Source organism: Micromonospora sp. NPDC049274, assembly GCF_040678875.1.
Classification (GTDB): Bacteria; Actinomycetota; Actinomycetes; order Mycobacteriales; family Micromonosporaceae; genus Micromonospora.
Window position 1 is genome coordinate 166,271 of record NZ_JBFAQS010000007.1, and the last position, 19,368, is coordinate 185,638.

General features: G+C 70.5%; 17 protein-coding genes. 8 read left to right on the forward strand and 9 right to left on the reverse strand.

What is annotated here, in order from left to right; genetic code table 11:
- Positions 1-81: 81 nt before the first annotated feature.
- Both AB0K10_RS15775 and AB0K10_RS15780 read left to right on the forward strand, forming a co-directional pair.
- Positions 82-1,521 (forward strand): glycoside hydrolase family 43 protein, encoded by a 1,440-nt coding sequence (locus tag AB0K10_RS15775; RefSeq protein WP_363683923.1) that lies wholly within the window; start codon positions 82-84, stop codon positions 1,519-1,521.
- A 35-nt stretch (positions 1,522-1,556) separates the two neighbouring features.
- The gene (locus AB0K10_RS15780) at positions 1,557-3,077 is read left to right on the forward strand and encodes an RICIN domain-containing protein (protein WP_363683925.1); all 1,521 of its coding nucleotides are present in this window, start codon (positions 1,557-1,559) and stop codon (positions 3,075-3,077) included.
- A gap of 129 nt (positions 3,078-3,206) precedes the next feature.
- On the opposite strand, the gene AB0K10_RS15785 is transcribed toward AB0K10_RS15780, so the two are convergent.
- Positions 3,207-3,710 (reverse strand): DM13 domain-containing protein, encoded by a 504-nt coding sequence (locus tag AB0K10_RS15785; protein ID WP_363683927.1) that lies wholly within the window; start codon positions 3,708-3,710, stop codon positions 3,207-3,209.
- Positions 3,711-4,018: 308 nt separating this feature from the next.
- On the opposite strand from AB0K10_RS15785, the gene AB0K10_RS15790 reads away from it, so the two are divergent.
- Positions 4,019-5,308, forward strand: a complete 1,290-nt coding sequence (locus tag AB0K10_RS15790) for an ArsB/NhaD family transporter (protein WP_363683929.1) — start codon at positions 4,019-4,021, stop codon at positions 5,306-5,308.
- 3 nt (positions 5,309-5,311) lie between these two features.
- Here the strand turns inward: AB0K10_RS15790 and AB0K10_RS15795 are convergent, their stop codons facing one another.
- Both AB0K10_RS15795 and nhaA read right to left on the reverse strand, forming a co-directional pair.
- Entirely contained in the window at positions 5,312-5,758 is a 447-nt protein-coding gene (locus AB0K10_RS15795) for a CBS domain-containing protein (protein ID WP_363683931.1), read from the reverse strand.
- Between the two features lie 69 nt (positions 5,759-5,827).
- Positions 5,828-7,108: a Na+/H+ antiporter NhaA gene (gene nhaA, locus AB0K10_RS15800; protein ID WP_363683933.1), complete on the reverse strand. Its 1,281-nt coding sequence runs from the start codon at positions 7,106-7,108 to the stop codon at positions 5,828-5,830.
- Positions 7,109-7,322: 214 nt separating this feature from the next.
- Here nhaA and AB0K10_RS15805 point away from each other — a divergent pair, with 214 nt between their 5' ends.
- Together AB0K10_RS15805 and AB0K10_RS15810 are read left to right on the forward strand one after the other, a co-directional pair.
- On the forward strand, positions 7,323-7,706 hold the full coding sequence (locus AB0K10_RS15805) for a hypothetical protein (protein ID WP_363684255.1): 384 nt from the start codon (positions 7,323-7,325) through the stop codon (positions 7,704-7,706).
- Positions 7,707-7,814: 108 nt separating this feature from the next.
- On the forward strand, positions 7,815-7,961 hold the full coding sequence (locus AB0K10_RS15810) for a hypothetical protein (RefSeq protein ID WP_234581098.1): 147 nt from the start codon (positions 7,815-7,817) through the stop codon (positions 7,959-7,961).
- Positions 7,962-8,042: 81 nt separating this feature from the next.
- Here the strand turns inward: AB0K10_RS15810 and AB0K10_RS15815 are convergent, their stop codons facing one another.
- The 3 genes from AB0K10_RS15815 to AB0K10_RS15825 form a co-directional block, all read right to left on the reverse strand.
- The gene (locus AB0K10_RS15815; protein WP_363683935.1) at positions 8,043-8,441 is read right to left on the reverse strand and encodes a hypothetical protein; all 399 of its coding nucleotides are present in this window, start codon (positions 8,439-8,441) and stop codon (positions 8,043-8,045) included.
- A 120-nt stretch (positions 8,442-8,561) separates the two neighbouring features.
- Entirely contained in the window at positions 8,562-10,061 is a 1,500-nt protein-coding gene (locus tag AB0K10_RS15820; protein ID WP_363683937.1) for an FAD-dependent monooxygenase, read from the reverse strand.
- A gap of 125 nt (positions 10,062-10,186) precedes the next feature.
- The gene (locus tag AB0K10_RS15825; protein WP_363683939.1) at positions 10,187-10,807 is read right to left on the reverse strand and encodes a TetR family transcriptional regulator; all 621 of its coding nucleotides are present in this window, start codon (positions 10,805-10,807) and stop codon (positions 10,187-10,189) included.
- A gap of 186 nt (positions 10,808-10,993) precedes the next feature.
- Here AB0K10_RS15825 and AB0K10_RS15830 point away from each other — a divergent pair, with 186 nt between their 5' ends.
- Positions 10,994-11,869, forward strand: a complete 876-nt coding sequence (locus AB0K10_RS15830; RefSeq protein WP_363683941.1) for an endonuclease/exonuclease/phosphatase family protein — start codon at positions 10,994-10,996, stop codon at positions 11,867-11,869.
- 63 nt (positions 11,870-11,932) lie between these two features.
- Here the strand turns inward: AB0K10_RS15830 and AB0K10_RS15835 are convergent, their stop codons facing one another.
- From AB0K10_RS15835 to AB0K10_RS15845, 3 genes are all read right to left on the reverse strand, one after another.
- The gene (locus AB0K10_RS15835; RefSeq protein ID WP_363683943.1) at positions 11,933-14,287 is read right to left on the reverse strand and encodes an AbfB domain-containing protein; all 2,355 of its coding nucleotides are present in this window, start codon (positions 14,285-14,287) and stop codon (positions 11,933-11,935) included.
- Positions 14,288-14,524: 237 nt separating this feature from the next.
- A complete protein-coding gene (locus tag AB0K10_RS15840; RefSeq protein ID WP_363683945.1) occupies positions 14,525-14,983 on the reverse strand; it encodes a peptidoglycan-binding domain-containing protein in 459 nt (152 codons plus the stop codon).
- Between the two features lie 129 nt (positions 14,984-15,112).
- Positions 15,113-17,350: a tetratricopeptide repeat protein gene (locus AB0K10_RS15845; RefSeq protein ID WP_363683947.1), complete on the reverse strand. Its 2,238-nt coding sequence runs from the start codon at positions 17,348-17,350 to the stop codon at positions 15,113-15,115.
- A gap of 214 nt (positions 17,351-17,564) precedes the next feature.
- Between AB0K10_RS15845 and AB0K10_RS15850 the strand changes: the two genes are divergently transcribed.
- A complete protein-coding gene (locus tag AB0K10_RS15850) occupies positions 17,565-18,275 on the forward strand; it encodes a ThuA domain-containing protein (RefSeq protein WP_363683949.1) in 711 nt (236 codons plus the stop codon).
- The gene (locus tag AB0K10_RS15855) at positions 18,245-19,345 is read left to right on the forward strand and encodes a Gfo/Idh/MocA family oxidoreductase (RefSeq protein WP_363683951.1); all 1,101 of its coding nucleotides are present in this window, start codon (positions 18,245-18,247) and stop codon (positions 19,343-19,345) included. Before AB0K10_RS15850 ends, AB0K10_RS15855 begins: the two co-directional genes overlap by 31 nt.
- Positions 19,346-19,368 lie beyond the last annotated feature (23 nt).

Genomic DNA, 19,368 nt, shown 5'->3' on the forward strand with positions numbered 1-19,368 from the left:
GTTCGAGGCGACGCAGGCATCCGCCCCGTCGCCGGGCCCTCCCAGCTGAGTCGTCTGCCCCTCCGCGAAGGAGAAGGACCGATGTCGAGAGTCCTCGCCCGGCTCTACGCGGTGTCGCTCGCCGCGTGCCTGTTGTTCACCACCTGGTCGGTGGCGACACCGAAGGAAGCAGCCGCGCTCGACCCGACCGTCGGCTACCTGATGGCACACTTCACCGGAGAGTCCTCGACCGGCCAACAGATCTACCTCGCCCACAGCACCGACGGCCTGCGGTGGACGGACCTCAACAACGGCGGGCCCGTGCTGCGTTCCACGGTCGGCACCCGCGGCGTCCGCGACCCCGCCCTGGTCCGCTCGCCCGCCGGTGACCGGTACTGGATCATCGCCACCGACCTGTGCATCGGCTGCGGCCAGGACTGGTCGACCGCCATCAACAACGGCAGCCGCAACCTCGTCGTGTGGGAGTCCACCGACCTGGTCAACTGGTCGGCGCCGTGGCTGCTGAACGTCGCCGGCGCGATCCCGGACGGACGCAACGCCTGGGCCCCGGAGGCGATCTGGAACCCGGCGACCGGCGACTACGTCCTCTACTGGGCGACGAACGTCCCGGTCAACGGGGCGACCAAGCACCGCATCTACTACGCCCGCACGCCGGACTTCCGCGGCATCAGCACGCCGCAGGTCTACCTCGACCGTCCTGGCAGCCAGGAGATCATCGACACCCAGATCGTCGAGGTGCCGGCCGGCGTCGGCGCCTACCGCTACGTCCGCGCCTCCCGGGACGGCCAGATCACCATCGAGGGCAGCAACTCCATCCTCGGCACCTGGACCAACCTCGGAAACCTGTCCGGCATCGGGCTGACCGGCTCCCAGGTCGAGGGGCCGATGTGGATGAAGTTCAACTCCCGTAACGAGTGGGTCCTCTATCTGGACCAGTACTCCAGCGGGCGCGGCTACCTGCCGGTTCTGACCACCGACCCGTCGAGCGCGGGCAGCTACCGATTGCCGGTGTCCGGCTCGTACGCCATGGGTGGCACCAGGAAGCGGCACGGCTCGATCCTCAACCTGACCGCCGCCGAACAGAGCCGCGTGCTCGCTCGCTGGCCCGTCACGGCGATCAACCGGATCCAGTCGTACAACTTCCAGGACCGGTACGTGCGGCACTACGACTACGACGTCCGCATCGACCCGAACGTCAGCCCCGCCCAGGACGGCCAGTGGCGGCTGGTGCCCGGCCTGGCCGGCTCCGGCACCGTCTCCATCCAGTCGGTCAACTACCCGGGCTACTACCTGCGCCACTACGGGTTCGACTTCCGGCTGGAAGCCAACGACGGCACCGCCACCTTCGCCGCCGACGCCACCTTCCGGCAGGTCCCCGGCCTCGCCAACTCCTCCTGGACATCGTTCCAGTCGTACAGCCACCCGGATCGCTACATCCGGCACTACAGCTACCTGCTCCGGCTCGACCCGGTCAGCGACACGACTAGCCGCGCCGACGCCACCTTCCGCCTGACCACCTGACCACCGACTGCCACCCCACACCGATTGGACCTGTCATGAAACGGAAAAGGCTGTCCCACGGACACGTGTCGCCGAGCACCCCGCCGCTGCGCCGGCTCCTGATCGCTCTGGTGAGCGCGGTGACCGCGCTGGTCGGCATCGTCGTCGTCACATCGTCGCCGGCCACTGCCGCCACCAGCCAGTTCCGCGGCATGAACTGGGCCATGCTGGGTGACAACTTCAAGACCAGCCCGCTCGTCGTGCAGGGCCTGAGCATGTCCGACAGCAACGCGACCGTACGGGCCAAGGCCAACGCGCTCTACGACGACATGGCCGCCACCATGGGGGTCAACACCGTCCGGCTGCCCATCAACACCCACACGGTGGGTACCGCCTGGTGGGAGGCGTACCGAGGTGCCATCGACGCCGCCACCGCCCGCGGGTTCAAAGTCATCCTCGCCTACTGGGAGGACGCCGCCGCCTCCGGCGGCAGAATCACGAACCTGGCCGCGTGGAACACGATGTGGTCCACGGTGACCAACACGTACGGCTCGAACCCCAACGTCTACTTCGAGCCGATGAACGAGCCGCACGGCTACAGCTCGACGGAATGGCGCAACGTCGCCGCGAACTGGCTCAGCTACCACACCTCAGCGGTGCCCGGCCGGGTGCTGATCGGCGGCACCGGCTTCAGCCAGGACCTGCGCGACATCTGCAACGACAGCCGCTTCAACTCGACGCTGCTGTCCTTCCACTACTACGCCTTCTTCTACGGCGCGATGACCTACGACGGCTTCCGCAGCCACATCCGGGAACGCCTCGGCAACTGCGCCTCCCGCGCGGTCGCGACCGAGTTCGGCGGCCCCATGAACGACGGTCGCAACTACGCCGACGCGGGTAGCACCGACAACTTCGTGCGCTACATCCGCGCCATGGCCCAGGTCATGCGGGACAACCAGATGGGCGGCACCTACTGGCCCGCCCTCGGGGGCAAGACCGGCACCATCGGCTACGACTGGTACTCGATGTTCGCCCTCAGCGGCAGCGGCACCGACCTCAACCTCACCGTCCGCAACACCTCCGGCGCCGACCGGATCCGGTACGCCTGGGGCGACACCATCGGCGGCGGCGACCCGACGACGCCTCCGCCCACGACGGGAACGTTCTACCGGATCAACGTGCGGCACAGCGGCAAGGCCATGGACGTCCAGTCACCGAACACCGACAACGGCGCCCGCGTCGGCCAGTACACCTACGGTGGCAACGCATGGCAGCAGTGGCAGTTCCAGGACGCCGGCAGCGGCTACTGGCGCATCATCAGCCGGAACAGCGGAAAGTGCCTCGACGTGGTGAGCGCGTCGACAGCCGACGGCGCCGAGCTCGTCCAGTACACCTGCGGCAGCGGCACCAACCAGCAGTTCCAGATGGTCACCAACGGCAGCTACTTCCAGCTCCGCGCCCGGCACAGCAACAAGTGCGTGGACGTGCCGGCGGCCTCGACCGCGGACGGCGTGGTCCTCAAGCAGTACACCTGCAACACCGGCGCCAACCAGCAGTGGTCGCGTACGGCGGTATGACGGTCTTCTCGACGTGACGACCGATCCACGGTGACCCACACCCCCGGTACCGAGCTGGTGACCGGCACCGGGGGTGTGCGCCGTACCGACGGCGCATCCGTGCAGCGGGTGAGCCCGGCGATTCCCGCGTCAGGCGGCCCTGAGGTCGGCCGCGCCGAAGGAGACGGCGAATCGCTTGCACCAGATGGAGACGCTTCGGAAGTCGCGGGGGTCGACCGAGGCCGGTATCTCGTACACCTGGTTGCCCTTGTTGCCCTTGAGACGGGCCAGCTCGACCCATTCGCCGTCATCGAACACCCGCCACCCAGCCCTGCCGAGGGTGACCGGCTGGTCGCTCAGCCACACTCGCAGGTCCGGTCCGCTCGACGTACTCAGGTTCCGGATGACGAGCTGGTGACGCCCGTTGGCGAGCCGGTGGATCTCGGCGGTGCCGGTCGTCGCGTGCTCATGCGTGAGGAACTCGCCGGCGGTCAGGATCTCGTTCCCGGCCGGTGTCGCCGCCGGCGCGGCGGGCGCCGCGGGAGTGGGCGTCGGCGTGGTCGATGTCGCCCGCACCGGGGGAACCGCCTCGTCGACGTACGTGTCGGTGAACAGCTTCCACGGCTGGAACCAGTAGAGGGCCAGAGCCGTCACGAGGACAGCGGAGGCGAGACCGGCCCAGGCCACTCGCGACCGGAAGATCCTTTTTCTCACCCCCGGAGCGTACGACCGTTGCGGCCGTCGGAGAGCTCGCGAGCCCTTTCGGAACGCTTACGACGCTCCGGGCTCCAGCCTGCGTCAGTTGGCGTCGGCGCACAGGTGGTGCGGTGCCGCTGCGGGTCGGCCAGACGGCACACACCACACCCGATGCTGATCGCCCAGGCTGATAGGTTGATGTGAGGTGTGCCGGGAAGCCTGGTCGGCGTTGCGATGACGGCTGACCAGAACCGGAGAAGCGCCGAATGAGCACCCTGGCCTGGATCGCGGTGGCCGTTTTCGTTGCCGCCTACGTCCTCATCGCCACCGAGAAGATCAACCGGGTGGCGGTGGCCCTGGGTGGTGCGTCGATCATGCTGGCGATCGGGGCAACCGACGCCGAGCACGCGTTCTTCTCCGAAGAGGCGGGCATCGACTGGAACGTCATCTTCCTGCTGCTGGGGATGATGTTGATCGTCGGTGTGCTGAAACGCACCGGCCTGTTCGAGTATCTGGCGATCTGGAGTGCCAAGAAGGCCCGAGGCCGCCCGTTCCCGATCATGGTCATCCTGGTCGTGGTGACCGCAGTCGTGTCGGCGGCGCTGGACAACGTCACTACGGTGCTGCTGGTGGCGCCGGTGACGCTGCTGGTGTGCGAGCGGCTCGGTGTGCCGCCGGTCCCGTTCCTGATCGCCGAGGTGATGGCGTCCAACATCGGTGGTGCGGCCACCCTCGTTGGCGACCCGCCGAACATCATCATCGGCAGCCGTTCGGGGCTCAGCTTCACCGACTTCCTGAACGTCATGACCCCGCTGGTGCTGATCGTGCTCGTCGTGTTCATCGGGCTGTGCCGGATCATGTTCCGCAGGGCGTTCCGCTACGACGCCGAGCGCGTTGCCAGGGTGATGGCGCTGCGGGAGGCCGACGCGATTCGTGACCCCCGACTCGTGGTGATCAGCCTGGTGGTGCTCGGCGCGGTGCTTGTCGCGTTCAGCCTGCACACGGTGCTGCACCTGGAGCCGTCGGTGGTGGCCATCCTCGGCGGCCTGCTGCTGCTGGCGTTGTCCCGACTGGACGCGGAGGACGTGGCCAAGGAGGTCGAGTGGCCAACGCTTGTGTTCTTCGCCGGCCTGTTCATCATGGTCGGGGCCCTGGTCGCCACCGGAGTGATCGACAGCATCGCCCGGTCGGCCACCGGGGCCGTTCAGGGCAAGCTGTGGCCGGCCACCATGTTGCTGCTCTGGGCGTCGGCGGGGCTGTCGGCGATCGTGGACAACATCCCGTACGTGGCGACGATGAGCCCGATCGTGAGCGAGCTGGTGAACGCCGAGGGCGGGCTCGACAAGGCTCAGGTGCTGTGGTGGGCGCTCGCCATCGGGGCTGACTTCGGCGGCAACGCCACCGCCGTCGGCGCCTCGGCGAACGTGGTGGTGCTCGGCATCGCCGACCGCGCCGGGCACAAGATCACATTCTGGGGATTCACCAAGTACGGTCTGATCGTCACCGTGATCTCGGTGGCGATCGCGGTGCCGTATCTGTGGCTGCGGTTCTTCTGAGGCTCAGGTGCCGAGCATCCGGTCGAGCAGACCGTCCAGGGTGATCGCACCGGTCATCACCCGGTTGCCGTCGACGACGGCGACCAGCGGCACGTTCGATCGGGCCATCACCGAGGCGACCTCGAGCAGAGTGGCGTCGGCGCTGACCACCGGCAGCCCCGGACGGTTGCGGGGCAGCAGGTCCGCCACGGTGCGGTCACCGATTCCCTCCAGGATCACGTCGGCAGCGGCCTCGTCGATCACCCGGGCCAGCGCCGGATCGTCCTGGCAGTAGGACGGCAGCGCCATCCGCAGCACCTGCGTACCGGCCAGCACCGTCGAGGGACGGCCCATGGTGTCCACCACGATCAGGCCGGGCAGGTCCTGCGCCGCCAGGATCCGCGCGGCCTCCCGGGCCGGCATGTCCTCGGTAACGGTTTCCATCTGGATCGCCACATCGCGCGCGCGCACGCACCGACGATACGCCCGGGCGCCGTGTCGACCGCTCTGATGCCGCCTGTCAGGCCGCCTGCGGCAGACCTACTGCTGGTAGACGTCGGGAACGTCGTCGCGGTCACGATCGACCTGCTCGGCCTCGTAGATCTGACGGTAGGCGCGATTGCGCGTCCGCAAGATGATCATGGCGAGTGCGGCAGCGATCACCGAGCCCGCCAGTACGGCGATCTTGACCCGGCCGTCGGCGTCGCTGCCGATGCCGAAGGCGAGTTCGCCGATCAGCAGCGAGACGGTGAAGCCGATGCCGGCCAGCACGGCCAGGCCGACCACGTCGATCCAGGCCAGTTCCGAGTCCAGCCGGGCCCGGGTGAACCGGGCGACGAGCCAGGTTGCCAGCAGAATGCCTATCGGCTTGCCGACGACCAGGCCGAGCGTGATGCCCACGGCGATCGGGTCCCTGGCGGCCTGCGCCAGGCCGTCGAGGCCGCCGACGGCCACCCCGGCGGCCATCAGCGCGAACACCGGCACCGCGACACCTGCGGAGATCGGCCGGAACCGGTGCTCGAAGTGCTCGGCCAGGCCGGGCCCCGGGCCGGCCCCCGCCGAGCGCAGCACCGGAACGGCGAAGGCGAGCAGCACCCCGGCGACTGTGGCGTGCACGCCGGAGGCGTGCACAAGCGCCCAGGTGGCGAACGCCAACGGCAGAAGCAGCCACCATGAGCGCACCCGGCGCTGCACCAGCAGGGTGAACAAGCCCAGCGGCACCACCGCGGCCAGCAGCGGCAGCACCGACAGGTGGGCGGTGTAGAAGACCGCGATGATGACGATCGCCAGCAGGTCGTCCACCACCGCCAGCGTCAGCAGGAACGTGCGCAGCGCGCTCGGCAGATGTCGGCCGATCACTGCCAGCACGGCGAGGGCGAACGCGATGTCGGTGGCGGTCGGAACCGCCCAGCCCTTCACCGCGCCACCCCAGTTCACCACCGTGTACAGCAGGGCCGGCACGAGGACGCCGCCGACGGCGGCGGCGACCGGGACCGCGGCCCGGCGGGGATCACGCAGATCGCCGGCGACGAACTCGCGCTTGAGCTCGAGACCGGCGACGAAGAAGAAGATCGCCAGCAATCCGTCGGAGGCCCACATCGCCAGCGACAGGTCGAGGTGCAGCGCGTGGGGCCCGACGGTGAGCGTCGTCAGCGCCTGATAGCGGTGCGCCCACGGCGAATTGGCCCAGATCAGCGCCACGACGGCAGCGAGCAGCAGGAGCGCGCCGCCGATCGTCTCCTTGCGCAGCACGTCGGCGACGCGACGTGCCTCAGCCCAGGAGCCACGGCCGAGGACACGAGGAGGGGAATTCGACGTCACAGGCGGGCCAGCTTTCAGAAGACGGGTCGGAGCCAATTGCCGACCAGACTTCCCGGCGCACCGGAACCCATCCTACCGGGCCTTTCGCCACAAAGCCCCGCGGACACCTCCTGCCGGCGGTGCATCGCCGGCCACCAGAACTCGTTTCAACCGCCCGCGTCCGTGGGTACGCTCCCACCGGCTGATCATCCGATCGACGGAGACCCTCGTGATCATGGCTCTGCTGCTCGACCTCGCCAACATCGTTGGTGGTTTTCTGCTCGCTGTCGCCGTGCTGCGGCTGTTGCCGCGTGTCGGTGACGACCTGGGCCGCCTCGCCGGTCGTGCGGCCCCGATCGCGTGGGTGGTCGGCCTCGTGGCGCTCGTGACCGGCGGCTACTACCTCATCGTCCACCTGGTGTCCGGCCCCCGGGTGTTCCACTTCGAGGTGGTGGGGATCGGTGTGGGGCTCGCCCTGTTGTGGGGCCGGCTCACCGGGCGGGCGACGCCACGCGCCGAGCAGTCGGACGGCGCGACCGGACTCCGCCTGTTGCTCGCGATCTTCGGTCTCATCGCGATCGTCGTCGGCATCCAGGGGCTCTTCACCCCAGACGGCTGATCGATTTCACGCGCCCGTCCCGCCCGTGTGGCGTTCGCCCACAGGCGGGGTGTCACCCCCCGGCTCTCATCGCCGGTCGCCAGCAATTCCCTTATTGAGGAGAGCGTCATGTCGGCTCAGGCATTTCTCTACATCATCGCGGTCATCCTGATCGTGCTCGCCGCCCTGCCCCTGCCCACCCGGGGTGTCTCGTTCGCGCTGCTGGGTGCCGCCTGCGCCCTGCTCGCCTACGCCTGGCCGGTGATCACCGGCTGAGCCGCGGTCGGTGGCCGGCAGCACGCGCACGAGATGCTGCCGGCCGGCCGACGCCAGCGACGCCCACCAGACGTTGACAGCTCAGGCGGTGGTGGAGGGTCGCGGTGCCCCGGTGCTCACGGCGCTGGCGAGAAGGAGCACCACTGCCGGCAGGAACGCGCCGCCGATGCCCAGCCCGAGCAGCAGCCCCCACCCGGCGACGACCAGCGCGGCAGTCAGGTCGGCGACCACGGCCAGCCGGCCGATCCGCTGTGCGAGAACCGGCAGCAACGCGGCGACGACGGGCACCCCGAGCAGATAGGCGGCCGCGGCCCCCGAGTCGTCCACGGTGTAGGGGGTCAGCACGGCGGCGACCAGCACGGTGATTCCCAGGGCCGACCAGCGCAGGACCGACCGAGCGTCGGCCGGTTTGCGGACCAGGACCACGACACCGACGAGCAGGACGGCCACGACCGCACCGATGGTCGCCACACCGATCATGATGGTCTCCTCGGCCGCCGCAGGTGGTGTCTCATCGAAGATGGCTGATCGCGGTCTCCGCCTGCCACGATACGGCTGGTCGTGCTCGCCGCACGAGATCCGACGGACGATGTTCTCCGGTCAGCTCGGCTGACCGAAGTGGCGGGTGAGCGCGGCACGCAGGGTGTCCGCGTCCCCGGCGGACCACGCGACGAAGCAGTCGGGGCGTACGAGCAACGCGGTCGCGGTCGTGCCCCGCAGCGCTCCGGTGACGACGTCGACCCGGTCGCGCCAGGGCGCGGCCACCTCGACGTAGACGCCCGTGGAGTCCAACAGCAGCGGCCGGGCCGCGCGGGTCAGCTCGGCGAGGCGTACGGCACCGTGGTCGCCGTGCACGACCACGTCGGGGGCGGAACGGCCGGCCAACGGATCGCCGGGGTCGGCGGGGTAGCGGATGTCCGCACCGGACATCAGTGCCGCGATGTGCCCGGTCACCTCCGGCGTGCGCAGCAGTTCGGCGAAGAGTTCCCGCAGGCCGGTGATCTCGTCGCCGGGGCCGATGAGCGCCGACTGCGCCCGGGTGGACATGACCACCCGCTCGGCGACGGGGCGGCGTTCGGCCTCGTACGTGTCGAGCAGGCCCGGTGGCGCCCAGCCGCGCACGGTGGCGGCGAGCTTCCACCCCAGGTTGGCGGCGTCCTGCAGGCCCAGGTTGAGGCCGGGGCCGCCGATCGCCGGGTGTACGTGCGCGGCGTCGCCGACCAACAGCACTCTCTCGGCGCGGTAGCGGGCGGCGATGCGGGTGTTCTGTCCGGTCAGCCGCCGCAGCAGGCCGGGCTCGTCCGGCTCGCCGAGGGCGACGTCGGCGCCGAGCACCCGGGTGACGCTGGCGCGTAGTTCCGCCAGGCTCATCGGGGTTTCGTCGTTGGTCGGCGCGTCGGGCCATTCCGTCGTGCTCAGGATCGCCGGACGGCCGGGAAACGGGGCCCAGGCGATCATGCCGCGCTCGGTGCGGGTGTGCTGGAACGGTGGGACGACGCCGAAGCCGGGGACGCGCAGGCCGCCGGTCTCGGGGTCGAGGGAGGACGTCGGGACGGTCACGGTGGCGGTGCGGGAGACCGACCGGTCGAACGTGGCGCCGGGGAAGTCGATGCCGGCGAGGCGGCGCACCGCGCTGCGGCCACCGTCGGCGCCGACGAGGAAGCGGGCGGTGAGCCGCGTACCGTCGGCGAGGCGAACCTCGACCGCGTCGGGGCGTTGGCGAAGGTCGACGACCTCGTGGCCGCGGCGCAGGTCAACTCCGAGCTCGGCCGCTCGGGCGGCGAGGGTGGCCTCAAGCTGGGCCTGCGGCACGCCGAGCACGTAGTGCGGGTTCTCCGCGAGCATCGTGAGGTCCAGCGGGAACGCGCCGAAGACGAAGGCCGGTTGGGGGGTCGGTGGGGTGTTCTCGCCACTGAGCCGCGTGTAGAGGCCGCGCCTGTCGAGCAGGCGGACGACCTGGCCGACGACGCCGTTGGCGCGGGGCTCGCGGGTGGGTGTGGCGTGGCGTTCGAGGACGACCGGGTGGACGCCGGCGAGGGCCAGTTCACAGGCGAGCATGAGGCCGTTGGGGCCGGCTCCGACGATGAGGACATCGATCATGGTGGTGATCCCTTCGGGGCGTGCGTCATCGCCCCGCCAGGCGCGGCACGTGGCCGGCCCACGGTGGGGTGTGACGCTGCGGGAGACGTGGGGGAGCGGCTCTGCCCCGAGTGAGGGGCAGGGCGTCAGCGGGGCGGTGCCGGGAGGCCGGCGGCGACCTGGGCGAAGGCGTCGGTGATGAGGCGCTCGATCGGGGTGGGCGGATCGGGGCTGTCGAGATAGTGCTGCATGGCGACGGCGACGGCGGCACTGGCGGCGGCCGCGACGAGCCGGGGATACATGTCGGTGGCGAGGTCGGTGCCGGTGCGCTCGGCGACCGCGGCGGCCAACTCGGCCTCGGCGATCGCGACGGCGCGCAGTCGCTCGCCCTGCAGGGCGGGTTCGGCGAGCATGGTGCGGACGCCGGCCACCCACTGGGCGTGTGCGGGGGACGGCATCGCGTCGACCTCGGGGCCGCGCGTGAACTGCTCCAGCGCGGCCTGGGTGAGCGCCGCCCAGAGCGGCTCGTCGGCAGGGCGCTCGCGCAGCGCGGCGGCGGTGCGCAGGCTGCGGTCGAGGTGGCGGGAGGCGATCGCCTCGGCCTTGCTGGAGAAGTAGTTGTTGAAGGTACGCGGGGAGACCCCGGCCGCCTCGGCGATGTCCTCGACGCGGACGTTGTCGTAGCCGCGCTCGGCGGTCAGGTGGATCGCGGCCCAGCCGAGCGCCGCCCGCGTCTCGGCCTTCTTGCGCTCCCGTAGCCCCGTCATGCCACCACGGTAGCACTCCTTGCGTGGCCCGCAAAAATGCGTGTCCCGCAAGTAAGCGTCACCGGCCTGAGCCCGAGCGACGCGGGCCCGTCGACCCCTGGTTCCCCGCCGTTCGGTGGCACGTCGACCCGGATCGATAGGGTGCGCTGGCCGCCACCGACGGCGGTTTCGTGCGAAGGGGAGTCGATGTCCAGGACAACACACTGGTCGGCACGTGGCTTGGGCGCCCTCGCGGGCGCTGTCGCGCTGGTCGTGGCCCTGCTGCCGGTTACCCCGGCGGTCGCCGCGAACGTGGCGTTCAAGGCGGCGACGCTGAACATCTACAACGGGCTGAGCCAGGCCGACTTCGTGCACGACCTGAACCTGATCGCGTCCAACGCCGACCTCGTCGGTCTCAACGAGGTCGGTAACCGCAAGGCGTTCCTGGAGAGCTGGGCCACCGACAACGGCTGGTGGTTGTACGCGCCGGGCGGGACCAACCAGGCCGGCGAGGCGCTGATCGCCAGGAAGGGCATGTTCGACGTCCTCGGTAAGGGCTCGATCTTCGTCTGTGACACCAACGGGCCGGGCGAGGTGCCGCCCGCGCGGTACAACAACTGGGTCACCTACCGGCACCGGGCCAGTGGCCGTACCGTGACGCACATCAATGCGCACGCGGTGGCCGGCATCGAAACCGCCGGTCGGCCGGAGGACCTGCCGCGCACCCGGTGCGCCGAGGCGCAGTTCCAGGGCCTCAAGGATCTGGCGATCGACAAGCAGGGTCAGGGGCAGGTCATCGTGAGCGGCGACCTCAACGTCGACTTCAGCGCCGACCGCAGCTTCGGGTACGCGAAGTTCCCGTGGCAGGTCTTCGAGGCCAACGAACTGCCGAACCTGCGCTCCAACTACAACCTCTACGGCGAGAAGGACACCGGAACACACGGGAGCCGGCACATCGACTACGTCTACTTCTGGAAGCGGCTACCGGAGTACCAGCTCATGTGGATGACCGGCTACGACATCGTCGGCGGCACCCGGTCCGACCACAACGGCGTCGTCGCGACGTTCTCGATCCAGAGCTGACGCGGTGCGGGCCGGCCGCTCTCGGCCGGCCCGCACCGTTGCTCAGAACACGATCCGCCGCTGTCAGGGTGCCCAGGGGGAGGCGATGTTCCAGGTGCTGTCGGCCGCCCAGAGGGTGGGCCTGTTGTAGGCGTCGCCACCTGTGCCGTTGCTGAGCCAGACCTCCGAGTTGTAGTGCCGAAGGTACCTGCCGCGAAAGTTGTACGACTCCAGCGAGACGCCGCTTCCGGTCAGCCCCACGCGAGCGCACCAGGTGGCGTCGGCCCGCAGGAGCGCCGACCCGTCGTTCGGCGAGTTGCGGACCCGGGAATCCTGGTGCCGCAGGTACTGACCGGGATAGTTGACCGACTCGAAGGAGTAGCAGGCGCCGTCGGCCAGGCCCGGCCGGATGGTGTACGTCGCGTCGTTCTTGAGCAGCGCCGAGCTGCCCGCGTCGACCACCTCGGTGTACGCCAGACTGTTCTGGTGGCGCAGGTACCGGTTGGTGTAGCCGGGGGTGGTCACCTGCAACGACCGCCGTGTGTTGACCGGCAGGGCGACGGGAGCGGAGCTACCGATCGTCCTGGACGCGTTGACAAGGGCCGTGTTGGCCGCGCGGACGCGGGCCTGGTCCATCTTGACCACCTGCCGGTCGTAGGTGAGGAAGCCGTTCAACTCCCCCTCCTGGTCGGCGATCTCGGTGTAGATCGAGGCGCTCAGACCCTTGCCGAGCATCAGGTTCTGCGCACCCTCCACCAGCCCCACGTACCGGTCGGTGAGCGCAGCGGAGGTGGGTTGCCACTCGTAGGCGAAGAACTGCCCGTTCGGGCTGTACTCGTGGCCCGGTGTGCGCAGACCCAGGCCGCCGAACTCGCCGAGCACCGCGATCCGGCTGCTCGACGGCGAGGGTGAGTCCGGACCCAGGTAGGCGTGCCAGTCGTCGATGTCGCCGTTGCCGGGGTCACCGAGGGACTGGCAGCAGTTGTGTCCGCTGTGCGGGTTGACCAGCCGGGTGGGGTCCTGGTTCTTGATGGTCTGCGCGACGCGGCGGGTGTCGGCCAGGGCGCGCTCGCCCCAGCCCTCGTTGTAGGGCGTGTAGGCGACGACAGCGGGGGAGCTGCGGTGCTCGTCGACGATCTCGCGTGCCTCGGCCTCGAACTGCGCCTGCTGGGCATCGGTGGGGTCGATGTTCTGCGCGGTCAGCGACGGGATGTCCTGCCAGACAAGTAGGCCGAGCCGGTCCGCGTGGTAGAACCAGCGCTGCGGTTCGACCTTGATGTGCTTGCGCACCATGTTGAAGCCCAGGTCCTTGTGCTTCCGCAGGTCGAAGGCGAGAGCGGCGTCGGTCGGCGCCGTGTAGAGCCCGTCGGGCCAGAGGCCCTGGTCGAGGGTGCCGACCTGGAAGACGAACTGGCCGTTGAGCTTCGGTCGCAGCACCCCGTTGACCAGGCCGGTGGTGATCTCCCGCATGCCGAAGTAGTGGCCGGTCTGGTCGACGGTCGCGCCGCTTGCGTTGCGCAGACGGACCCGCAGGTTGTAGAGGAACGGGTCGTCGGGGGACCAGCGGCGGGCGTTGGGCACCGGCACGCTGAAGTCGGTGAAGCCGCCGGTGGCCGATCCGACGACTGTGCTTCCGTTCAACGCCTCGGCGAACACGCTGTGGCCGCTCACGTCTCCCCGGGTGAAGACCCGGACCCGCAGGGTGTTGGCGGCGAGGTTCGGATAGACGTCCACGCTGCTGATGGAGGCGGTGGGCACCGGCTCCATCCACACGGTCTGCCAGATGCCCGAGCTGGGGGTGTAGAAGATCCCGCCGGGCTGCTTGGTCTGCTTGCCGATCGGGGGCAGGCTGCCGTTCTGCCGGGTGTCGGTGGGGTCCCAGACCTTGACGACGATCTCGTTGGCGCCGGCGCTGAGCTGGGGGGTCACGTCGAAGGTGAAGGCGTCGTAGCCGCCGGTGTGGGCACCGACCCGGACGCCGTTGACCCAGACCGTGCTCTGCCAGTCGACCGCGCCGAAGTGCAGCAGCGTCCGCCGGCCCGACCAGCTCGGCGGAACGGTGATGGTACGCCTGTAGAACAGGTAGTTGCGGTTGTCGGTGGCGGCCCGCTGGATGCCGGAGAGCGCGCTCTCGACCGGGAAGGGCACGTTGACCCGCTCGGGCAGGTCGGTGCCGAACTGCGGGGCGTCGTCGGTGGCGGCCTGGCGTAGCTGCCACTCGCCGTTGAGGTTCAGCCAGTCCGGCCGGGTCATCTGCGGTCGCGGGTACTCCGGCAGGGGCGTCCCGGCCAGCGCCTGGCTGGTCCACGGGGTGGTCAGTGGCGGCGTCTTGGCCGGGGCGGCCCGCACCGGTCGGGCGGGTGCTGCGAACACGCCGACGACGAGGGTGAGGATGAGCAGCAGGGGCAGGGCGGGGCGGGCGGGGATCTGACGTGTCATGCCGTCTCCCAGGGGCGGGTCGCCGCGGGCCGTGCGGCCGAGCCCGAGGCGCGCGGGCGGTGGGCGTCGGGTGGCACCCGTACCACGTTATAGAGGCACAACGGACGCTCAGTCAATCGCTTCCTGTCGATGCGCTTGGTTTCGTCCTCGATCGTCGTACGGGCAGAGACGACCGCCCCGGCCGGAGCCGAGGCGGTCGCGTGCGGGGTGCCCCCCGTCCGTGCGCCCCGCGCGTCCTCAGTGGTTGTTGTTGAGCCAGATGCACGAGTTGTCGCTGCCCGTCCACCGCCAGCACAGGTTGTCGCGGGTCTGCGGCCCGTACTCGCCGTCGGCCGAGATGCCGATGTCGGCCTGGACGCTGCGCAGCGCGCTCTGGGTGTAGCCGCCGAAGTCGTTGTCGACCCCGTTGGGGCCGAGGTACCTCCCGTAGATCCCCGTCAGCGTCCGCTGCAGCTCACCGACGCCGGAACTGTGGTCGCCGCGGATCAGCAGGCAGTTGAAGTTGATGGTGCTGCTGACGTACGCCGGGATCCAGGCCGTGGCGCCCCGGGCGCCGGACCAGGTGGAGGTGTAGACGCCGGCGCCGTTGCAGTGCGGCAGGGCGGCTTGGGCCGGCGAGGAGATCGCCACCGCGCCGCCCACGGTGGTGACGGCGAGCACGGCGCTGAGGCCGAGGCGCAGGAGATGTCGGAGCATGGGAACCCCCTGGTCGAGGTGTGGGTCGCACGCGCAACGCTGGGCGCGCGGCTTGCCCCACAATCGTTTCGTCCACCACGCAGCGCGGACAGGAGCCGGACCGGAGATTGACCGGCACTTCGGGGCTTCTCAGCCCAGCGCGGCGAGCTTGGCGTCGAGCACGCCGGTGTCGGCCTCGCCCAGCGACAGGAGGATGTCCAGCGCCCGCTGCCAGGCCGAGCGGGCCAAGGTGGCGTCACCGGCGGCCAGGTGGGCGTCGCCGAGGCTCATCAACGCGTCCGCCTCCAGCCGTCGGTGACCGATGTCGCGGCGTAGGCGGACGGCGTGCTCGAAGCAGGTGACCGCTTCCGTGGACGCGTCGAGCTGAAGGTGGGCGTGCCCGAGGCTGGCCCAGGTGATCGCCTGGCCGAGTACGTTGTCGACCGACCTGAACAGGGCGAGAGCCTGTTCGCAGCTCTCGATCGCGGCGTGGTGGTCACCCAGTTGGCTGTGCGACCAGCCGACCGCGTTGAGCGCGAAGGCCTGGCCGGTGACGTGTCCGGCCTGCCGGTGCAGGCGCAGCGCCTCCCGGGCGTGGCCGAGCGCCTCCGCGGGCTGGCCGGCCCGGTCGCGGATCCACCCGAGGTTGAGCTCGACCCGGGCCTGCCCGGCGAGGTCGCCCAGGCGCCGGTACCTGTCGTACGCCAGCTCCAGGTGGCGCCGCGCGTCGTCGTACTGGTGCAGTGAGATGTCGGCGAAGCCGAGCACCCCATGGGCGTACGCCTCGGCCCGGTCGTCGGCCAGCCGGACCGCCGCTGACAACGCCCCCTGCAGGCTGCTGGTCCAGTCCTCCCAGTAGCCGCCCTGGTTGAGGTAGGTGGTGATCGCCCAGGCGAGGTGACTCGTGTGGCGGTCGAAGCCGTGGTCGCCCGCCAGCCGCAGGGCCGAGAGCAGCACCTGGTGTTCGTCGGCGAACCACCACATGGCCTGGTCACGATCGTCGAGCGGCACCGGCGCGACCCCGGGGCCCGGCGGGTCGACAGGCAGCCGGTCCCGCTGCGGATAGAGCAGCTCGTCGGCGGCGTACGCGACGGACAGGTAGTGGTCGAGCAGGCGGGAACGGGCGGCGTGACGATTCGCCTCGCTGTCCTCGGCAGCCGTCAACTCGGCGGCGTACGCGCGGAGCAGATCGTGGTACGTGAATCGCCCGGGACGGTGCTCGCTGAGCAGGTGAGCCCGGGTCAGCTCGGTCAGGTGCCGGTGGGCCTGGGCGGGCGTGCTCCCCGCGATGCTGGCCGCCGCCGCGACGGCGAAGTCGGGGCCCGGGTGAACGCTGAGCAGCCGGAACAGCTGGGCGGTGTGCGCGTCGAGGGTCCGGTACGACCAGGACATGACCAGCCGCAGGTTGGTGACGGGCTCGCCGCCGTCGAAGGCGTCCAGGCGCCCGGACACCGGGCGCAGATTCGCCGCGAGCTCCAGCAGGCGGAAACCGGTGTTGATGGCGGCCCGGGCGGCCACCACGGACAGCGCCAGGGGCAGACCGGAGGAGGCGTTGACGATCGCGTCCACGGCATCCGGCTCGGCGGTCACGCGCTCCGCGCCGAGGCGTCGGGTCAGCAGTTCACGGGACTCCCCACCGGACAGGACGTCCAGGGTGAGCGGATGGGCGCCGTTCACGCTGACCAGACCCAGGAACTGATCGCGACTGGTGACGAGGACGAAGCAGCCCGGCGCGCCCGGCAGCAGCGGGCGTACCTGGTCGGCGTCACCGCCGTTGTCCAGGACGACAAGCACCCGGCGGCCGCCGAGCAGGCTGCGATAACGCGCCACCTGCTCGTCCAGGGTGGTCGCCGGACGGTCACCCGGGCCTGCGAGGGCGTTGACGAATCCGGCGAGCGCCGTGCTCGGGCTGACCGGGACGCCGCCCGGGTCGAAGCCGCGGAGGTTGACGTAGAGCTGACCGTCGGGAAACTGCGCGGCGACGCGGTGCGCCCAGTGCACCGCGAGCGCGGTCTTACCCACTCCGGCCGTGCCGGAGACCATCGCGAGTCCCATGGCGGTCGGCTGATCCACCGCCCGGGCCAGGATCTCGTCGAGCCGAGCCAGCGCGCCCGCTCGGCCGACGAAACCGAAGCCGTCCGCGGGCAACTGCGCCGGAACACCGCTGGTGAGGGCCGGCGTCGGCGTACCGGCGAGGAACCGGTCCCGTCGCACGCCCCGTAGGCCGAAGGCGTCTGCCAACAGCAGCATCGTCGCGGGTCGCGGCCGCGCGATCCGTCCCGCCTCCAGGTCCCGGAGATGCCGGACCGACAGCCCCGTCTTCGCGGCCAGATCCTCCTGCGTCAGCGCGCTGTGCCGCCGCAGCTCCTGTACGGCCTCCCCGAACACGTGGCTCACCGTATCGACGGCGTTCAGTGTGGACAATCGGCCATACGACGCAAGACCACGAGCCGCGGTGTCCGCTCGTTGTCAGCCTCCCGCCGCCGTGGACACAATGGTCGTGATCGTCGCCGGTGGGTGCTCGACGAGCACCGGTGTCGGCGGCACGTCGCCGGGCGGCAGTGGCCGGCCCGGCGGCGACGGACCGGGGGAGGGAGCGCGAGTGGCACAGCCGAGAGCACTTGTGGTTCGGGGCGGCTGGGAGGGGCACCAACCGGTCGCGGCGACGGACCTGTTCATCCCCTTCCTCCGCGACAGCGGCTATGCCGTACGGGTCGAGGAGTCGACGGAGATCTACGCCGATGCCGCCGAGCTGGCCGCCACCGACCTCGTCGTGCAGTGCGTGACGATGGGAGAGATCACCGCGGCCCAGTCGGCGGGCCTGAGCGCGGCGGTCAGCGCCGGCACGGGCCTCACCGGCTGGCACGGCGGCATCGTGGACGCGTTCCGGGCGTCCTCGGAGTACCTGCACCTGGTGGGCGGCCAGTTCGCTACCCATCCGGGTAAGGAGCCCTGCGAGCGGCACGGTGGCGCGGAGGACAATTTCCTGCCGCACACGGTGTGCGTGACCGACCTCGGCCGGGAGCACCCGATCACCACGGGAATCGAGGACTTCGACCTGGTCACCGAGCAGTACTGGGTGCTGCACGACGACCTGATCGACGTCCTGGCCGTCACCACCCACCCGACGCAGGCGTGGCAACCGTGGCACCGACCGGTCACCTCACCGGCGATCTGGACCCGACGCTGGGGCGCCGGGCGTGTTGTCGTGGCCACTCCGGGCCACAGCCTGGACGTGCTGGAGCACCCGGCCGTCCGTACCGTCATCGAGAGGGGAATGGTGTGGGCGACCCGCACGGCGTCGGCATCGTAGGTATCGGGGTCATCTCCCGCGCCTACCTGGACACGCTCGCGAGCCACCCGGCGGTGCACATCGCGGCGGTGGCCGACCTCGACGCCTCCCGGTCGGCCGCGGCCGCCGCCACGATCGCGGGCAGCGAGGCGTTGAGCGTCGAGCGTCTGCTCGCCCACCCGGACGTGCAGACGGTGCTCAACCTCACGATCCCCGCGGCGCACGCCGACATCTCGCTCGGCGCGATCGACGCGGGCAAGAACGTGTACGTCGAGAAGCCGCTTGCCGTGGCCTTCCCGGACGGTCAAGCGATCATCGAACGGGCCACGGCGGCGGGCGTCCGTGTGGGCTGCGCGCCGGACACCGTCCTGGGCACGGGTACGCAGACGGCGCGGGCGGCGATCGACGGCGGGCTCATCGGACGCCCGATGTCCGCGACGGCCGTCATGGTCACGCCGGGGCACGAGCGCTGGCATCCCCACCCCGACTTCTACTACGCCCCGGGCGGCGGTCCGTTGCTGGACATGGGGCCGTACTACCTCTCGGCGCTCATCCACCTGCTCGGGCCGGTTCGCGCGGTGGTCGGCGCCGCCAGCCGTCTGCGCGCCGAGCGCGTCATCGGCTCGGGCCCACGCATCGGCGAGCCGATCGCGGTGCAGGTGGACACCCACGTCACAGGCGTGCTCGAACACGCCGACGGCGCTCTCTCCACCATCACCACGAGCTTCGACGGCGTCGCGACGACGGCCGCGCCCATCGAGGTGCACGGGGAGACCGGCACGATCGCCGTGCCCGACCCGAACACCTTCGACGGTACGGTCCGCCTTCGCGCGCTCGGCGGCACCGAGTGGGAGGCCCTCGAACCCCGAGCCGGTTACGCCGGGGCCGCCCGTGGCATCGGTCTGCTTGACCTGATCCGGGCCGACCGCCAGCGTCCACCGCGGGCCGGCGGCGATGTCGCGCTGCACGTGCTCGACACGATGACCGCCCTGCTCCGGTCGGCGGCCGAAGGCCGGCGGATCGAGCTGACGACTGCGGTGCGGCGGCCCGCGCCGGTCCCGTTCACGTCAACCGAGGACTGGACGACGTAGCGCGCACACGGGTGAGGCGGGAG

What these genes read in the sequence shown, in the direction of transcription:
- AB0K10_RS15775 (WP_363683923.1), top strand. Translation starts at nt 82, where the DNA reads ATGTCGAGAGTCCTCGCCCGGCTCTACGCGGTGTCGCTCGCCGCGTGC.
- AB0K10_RS15780 (WP_363683925.1), top strand. Translation starts at nt 1,557, where the DNA reads ATGAAACGGAAAAGGCTGTCCCACGGACACGTGTCGCCGAGCACCCCG.
- AB0K10_RS15790 (WP_363683929.1), top strand. Translation starts at nt 4,019, where the DNA reads ATGAGCACCCTGGCCTGGATCGCGGTGGCCGTTTTCGTTGCCGCCTAC.
- AB0K10_RS15805 (WP_363684255.1), top strand. Translation starts at nt 7,323, where the DNA reads ATGGCTCTGCTGCTCGACCTCGCCAACATCGTTGGTGGTTTTCTGCTC.
- AB0K10_RS15810 (WP_234581098.1), top strand. Translation starts at nt 7,815, where the DNA reads ATGTCGGCTCAGGCATTTCTCTACATCATCGCGGTCATCCTGATCGTG.
- AB0K10_RS15815 (WP_363683935.1), bottom strand. Translation starts at nt 8,441, where the DNA reads ATGATCGGTGTGGCGACCATCGGTGCGGTCGTGGCCGTCCTGCTCGTC.
- AB0K10_RS15820 (WP_363683937.1), bottom strand. Translation starts at nt 10,061, where the DNA reads ATGATCGATGTCCTCATCGTCGGAGCCGGCCCCAACGGCCTCATGCTC.
- AB0K10_RS15825 (WP_363683939.1), bottom strand. Translation starts at nt 10,807, where the DNA reads ATGACGGGGCTACGGGAGCGCAAGAAGGCCGAGACGCGGGCGGCGCTC.
- AB0K10_RS15830 (WP_363683941.1), top strand. Translation starts at nt 10,994, where the DNA reads ATGTCCAGGACAACACACTGGTCGGCACGTGGCTTGGGCGCCCTCGCG.
- AB0K10_RS15835 (WP_363683943.1), bottom strand. Translation starts at nt 14,287, where the DNA reads ATGACACGTCAGATCCCCGCCCGCCCCGCCCTGCCCCTGCTGCTCATC.
- AB0K10_RS15840 (WP_363683945.1), bottom strand. Translation starts at nt 14,983, where the DNA reads ATGCTCCGACATCTCCTGCGCCTCGGCCTCAGCGCCGTGCTCGCCGTC.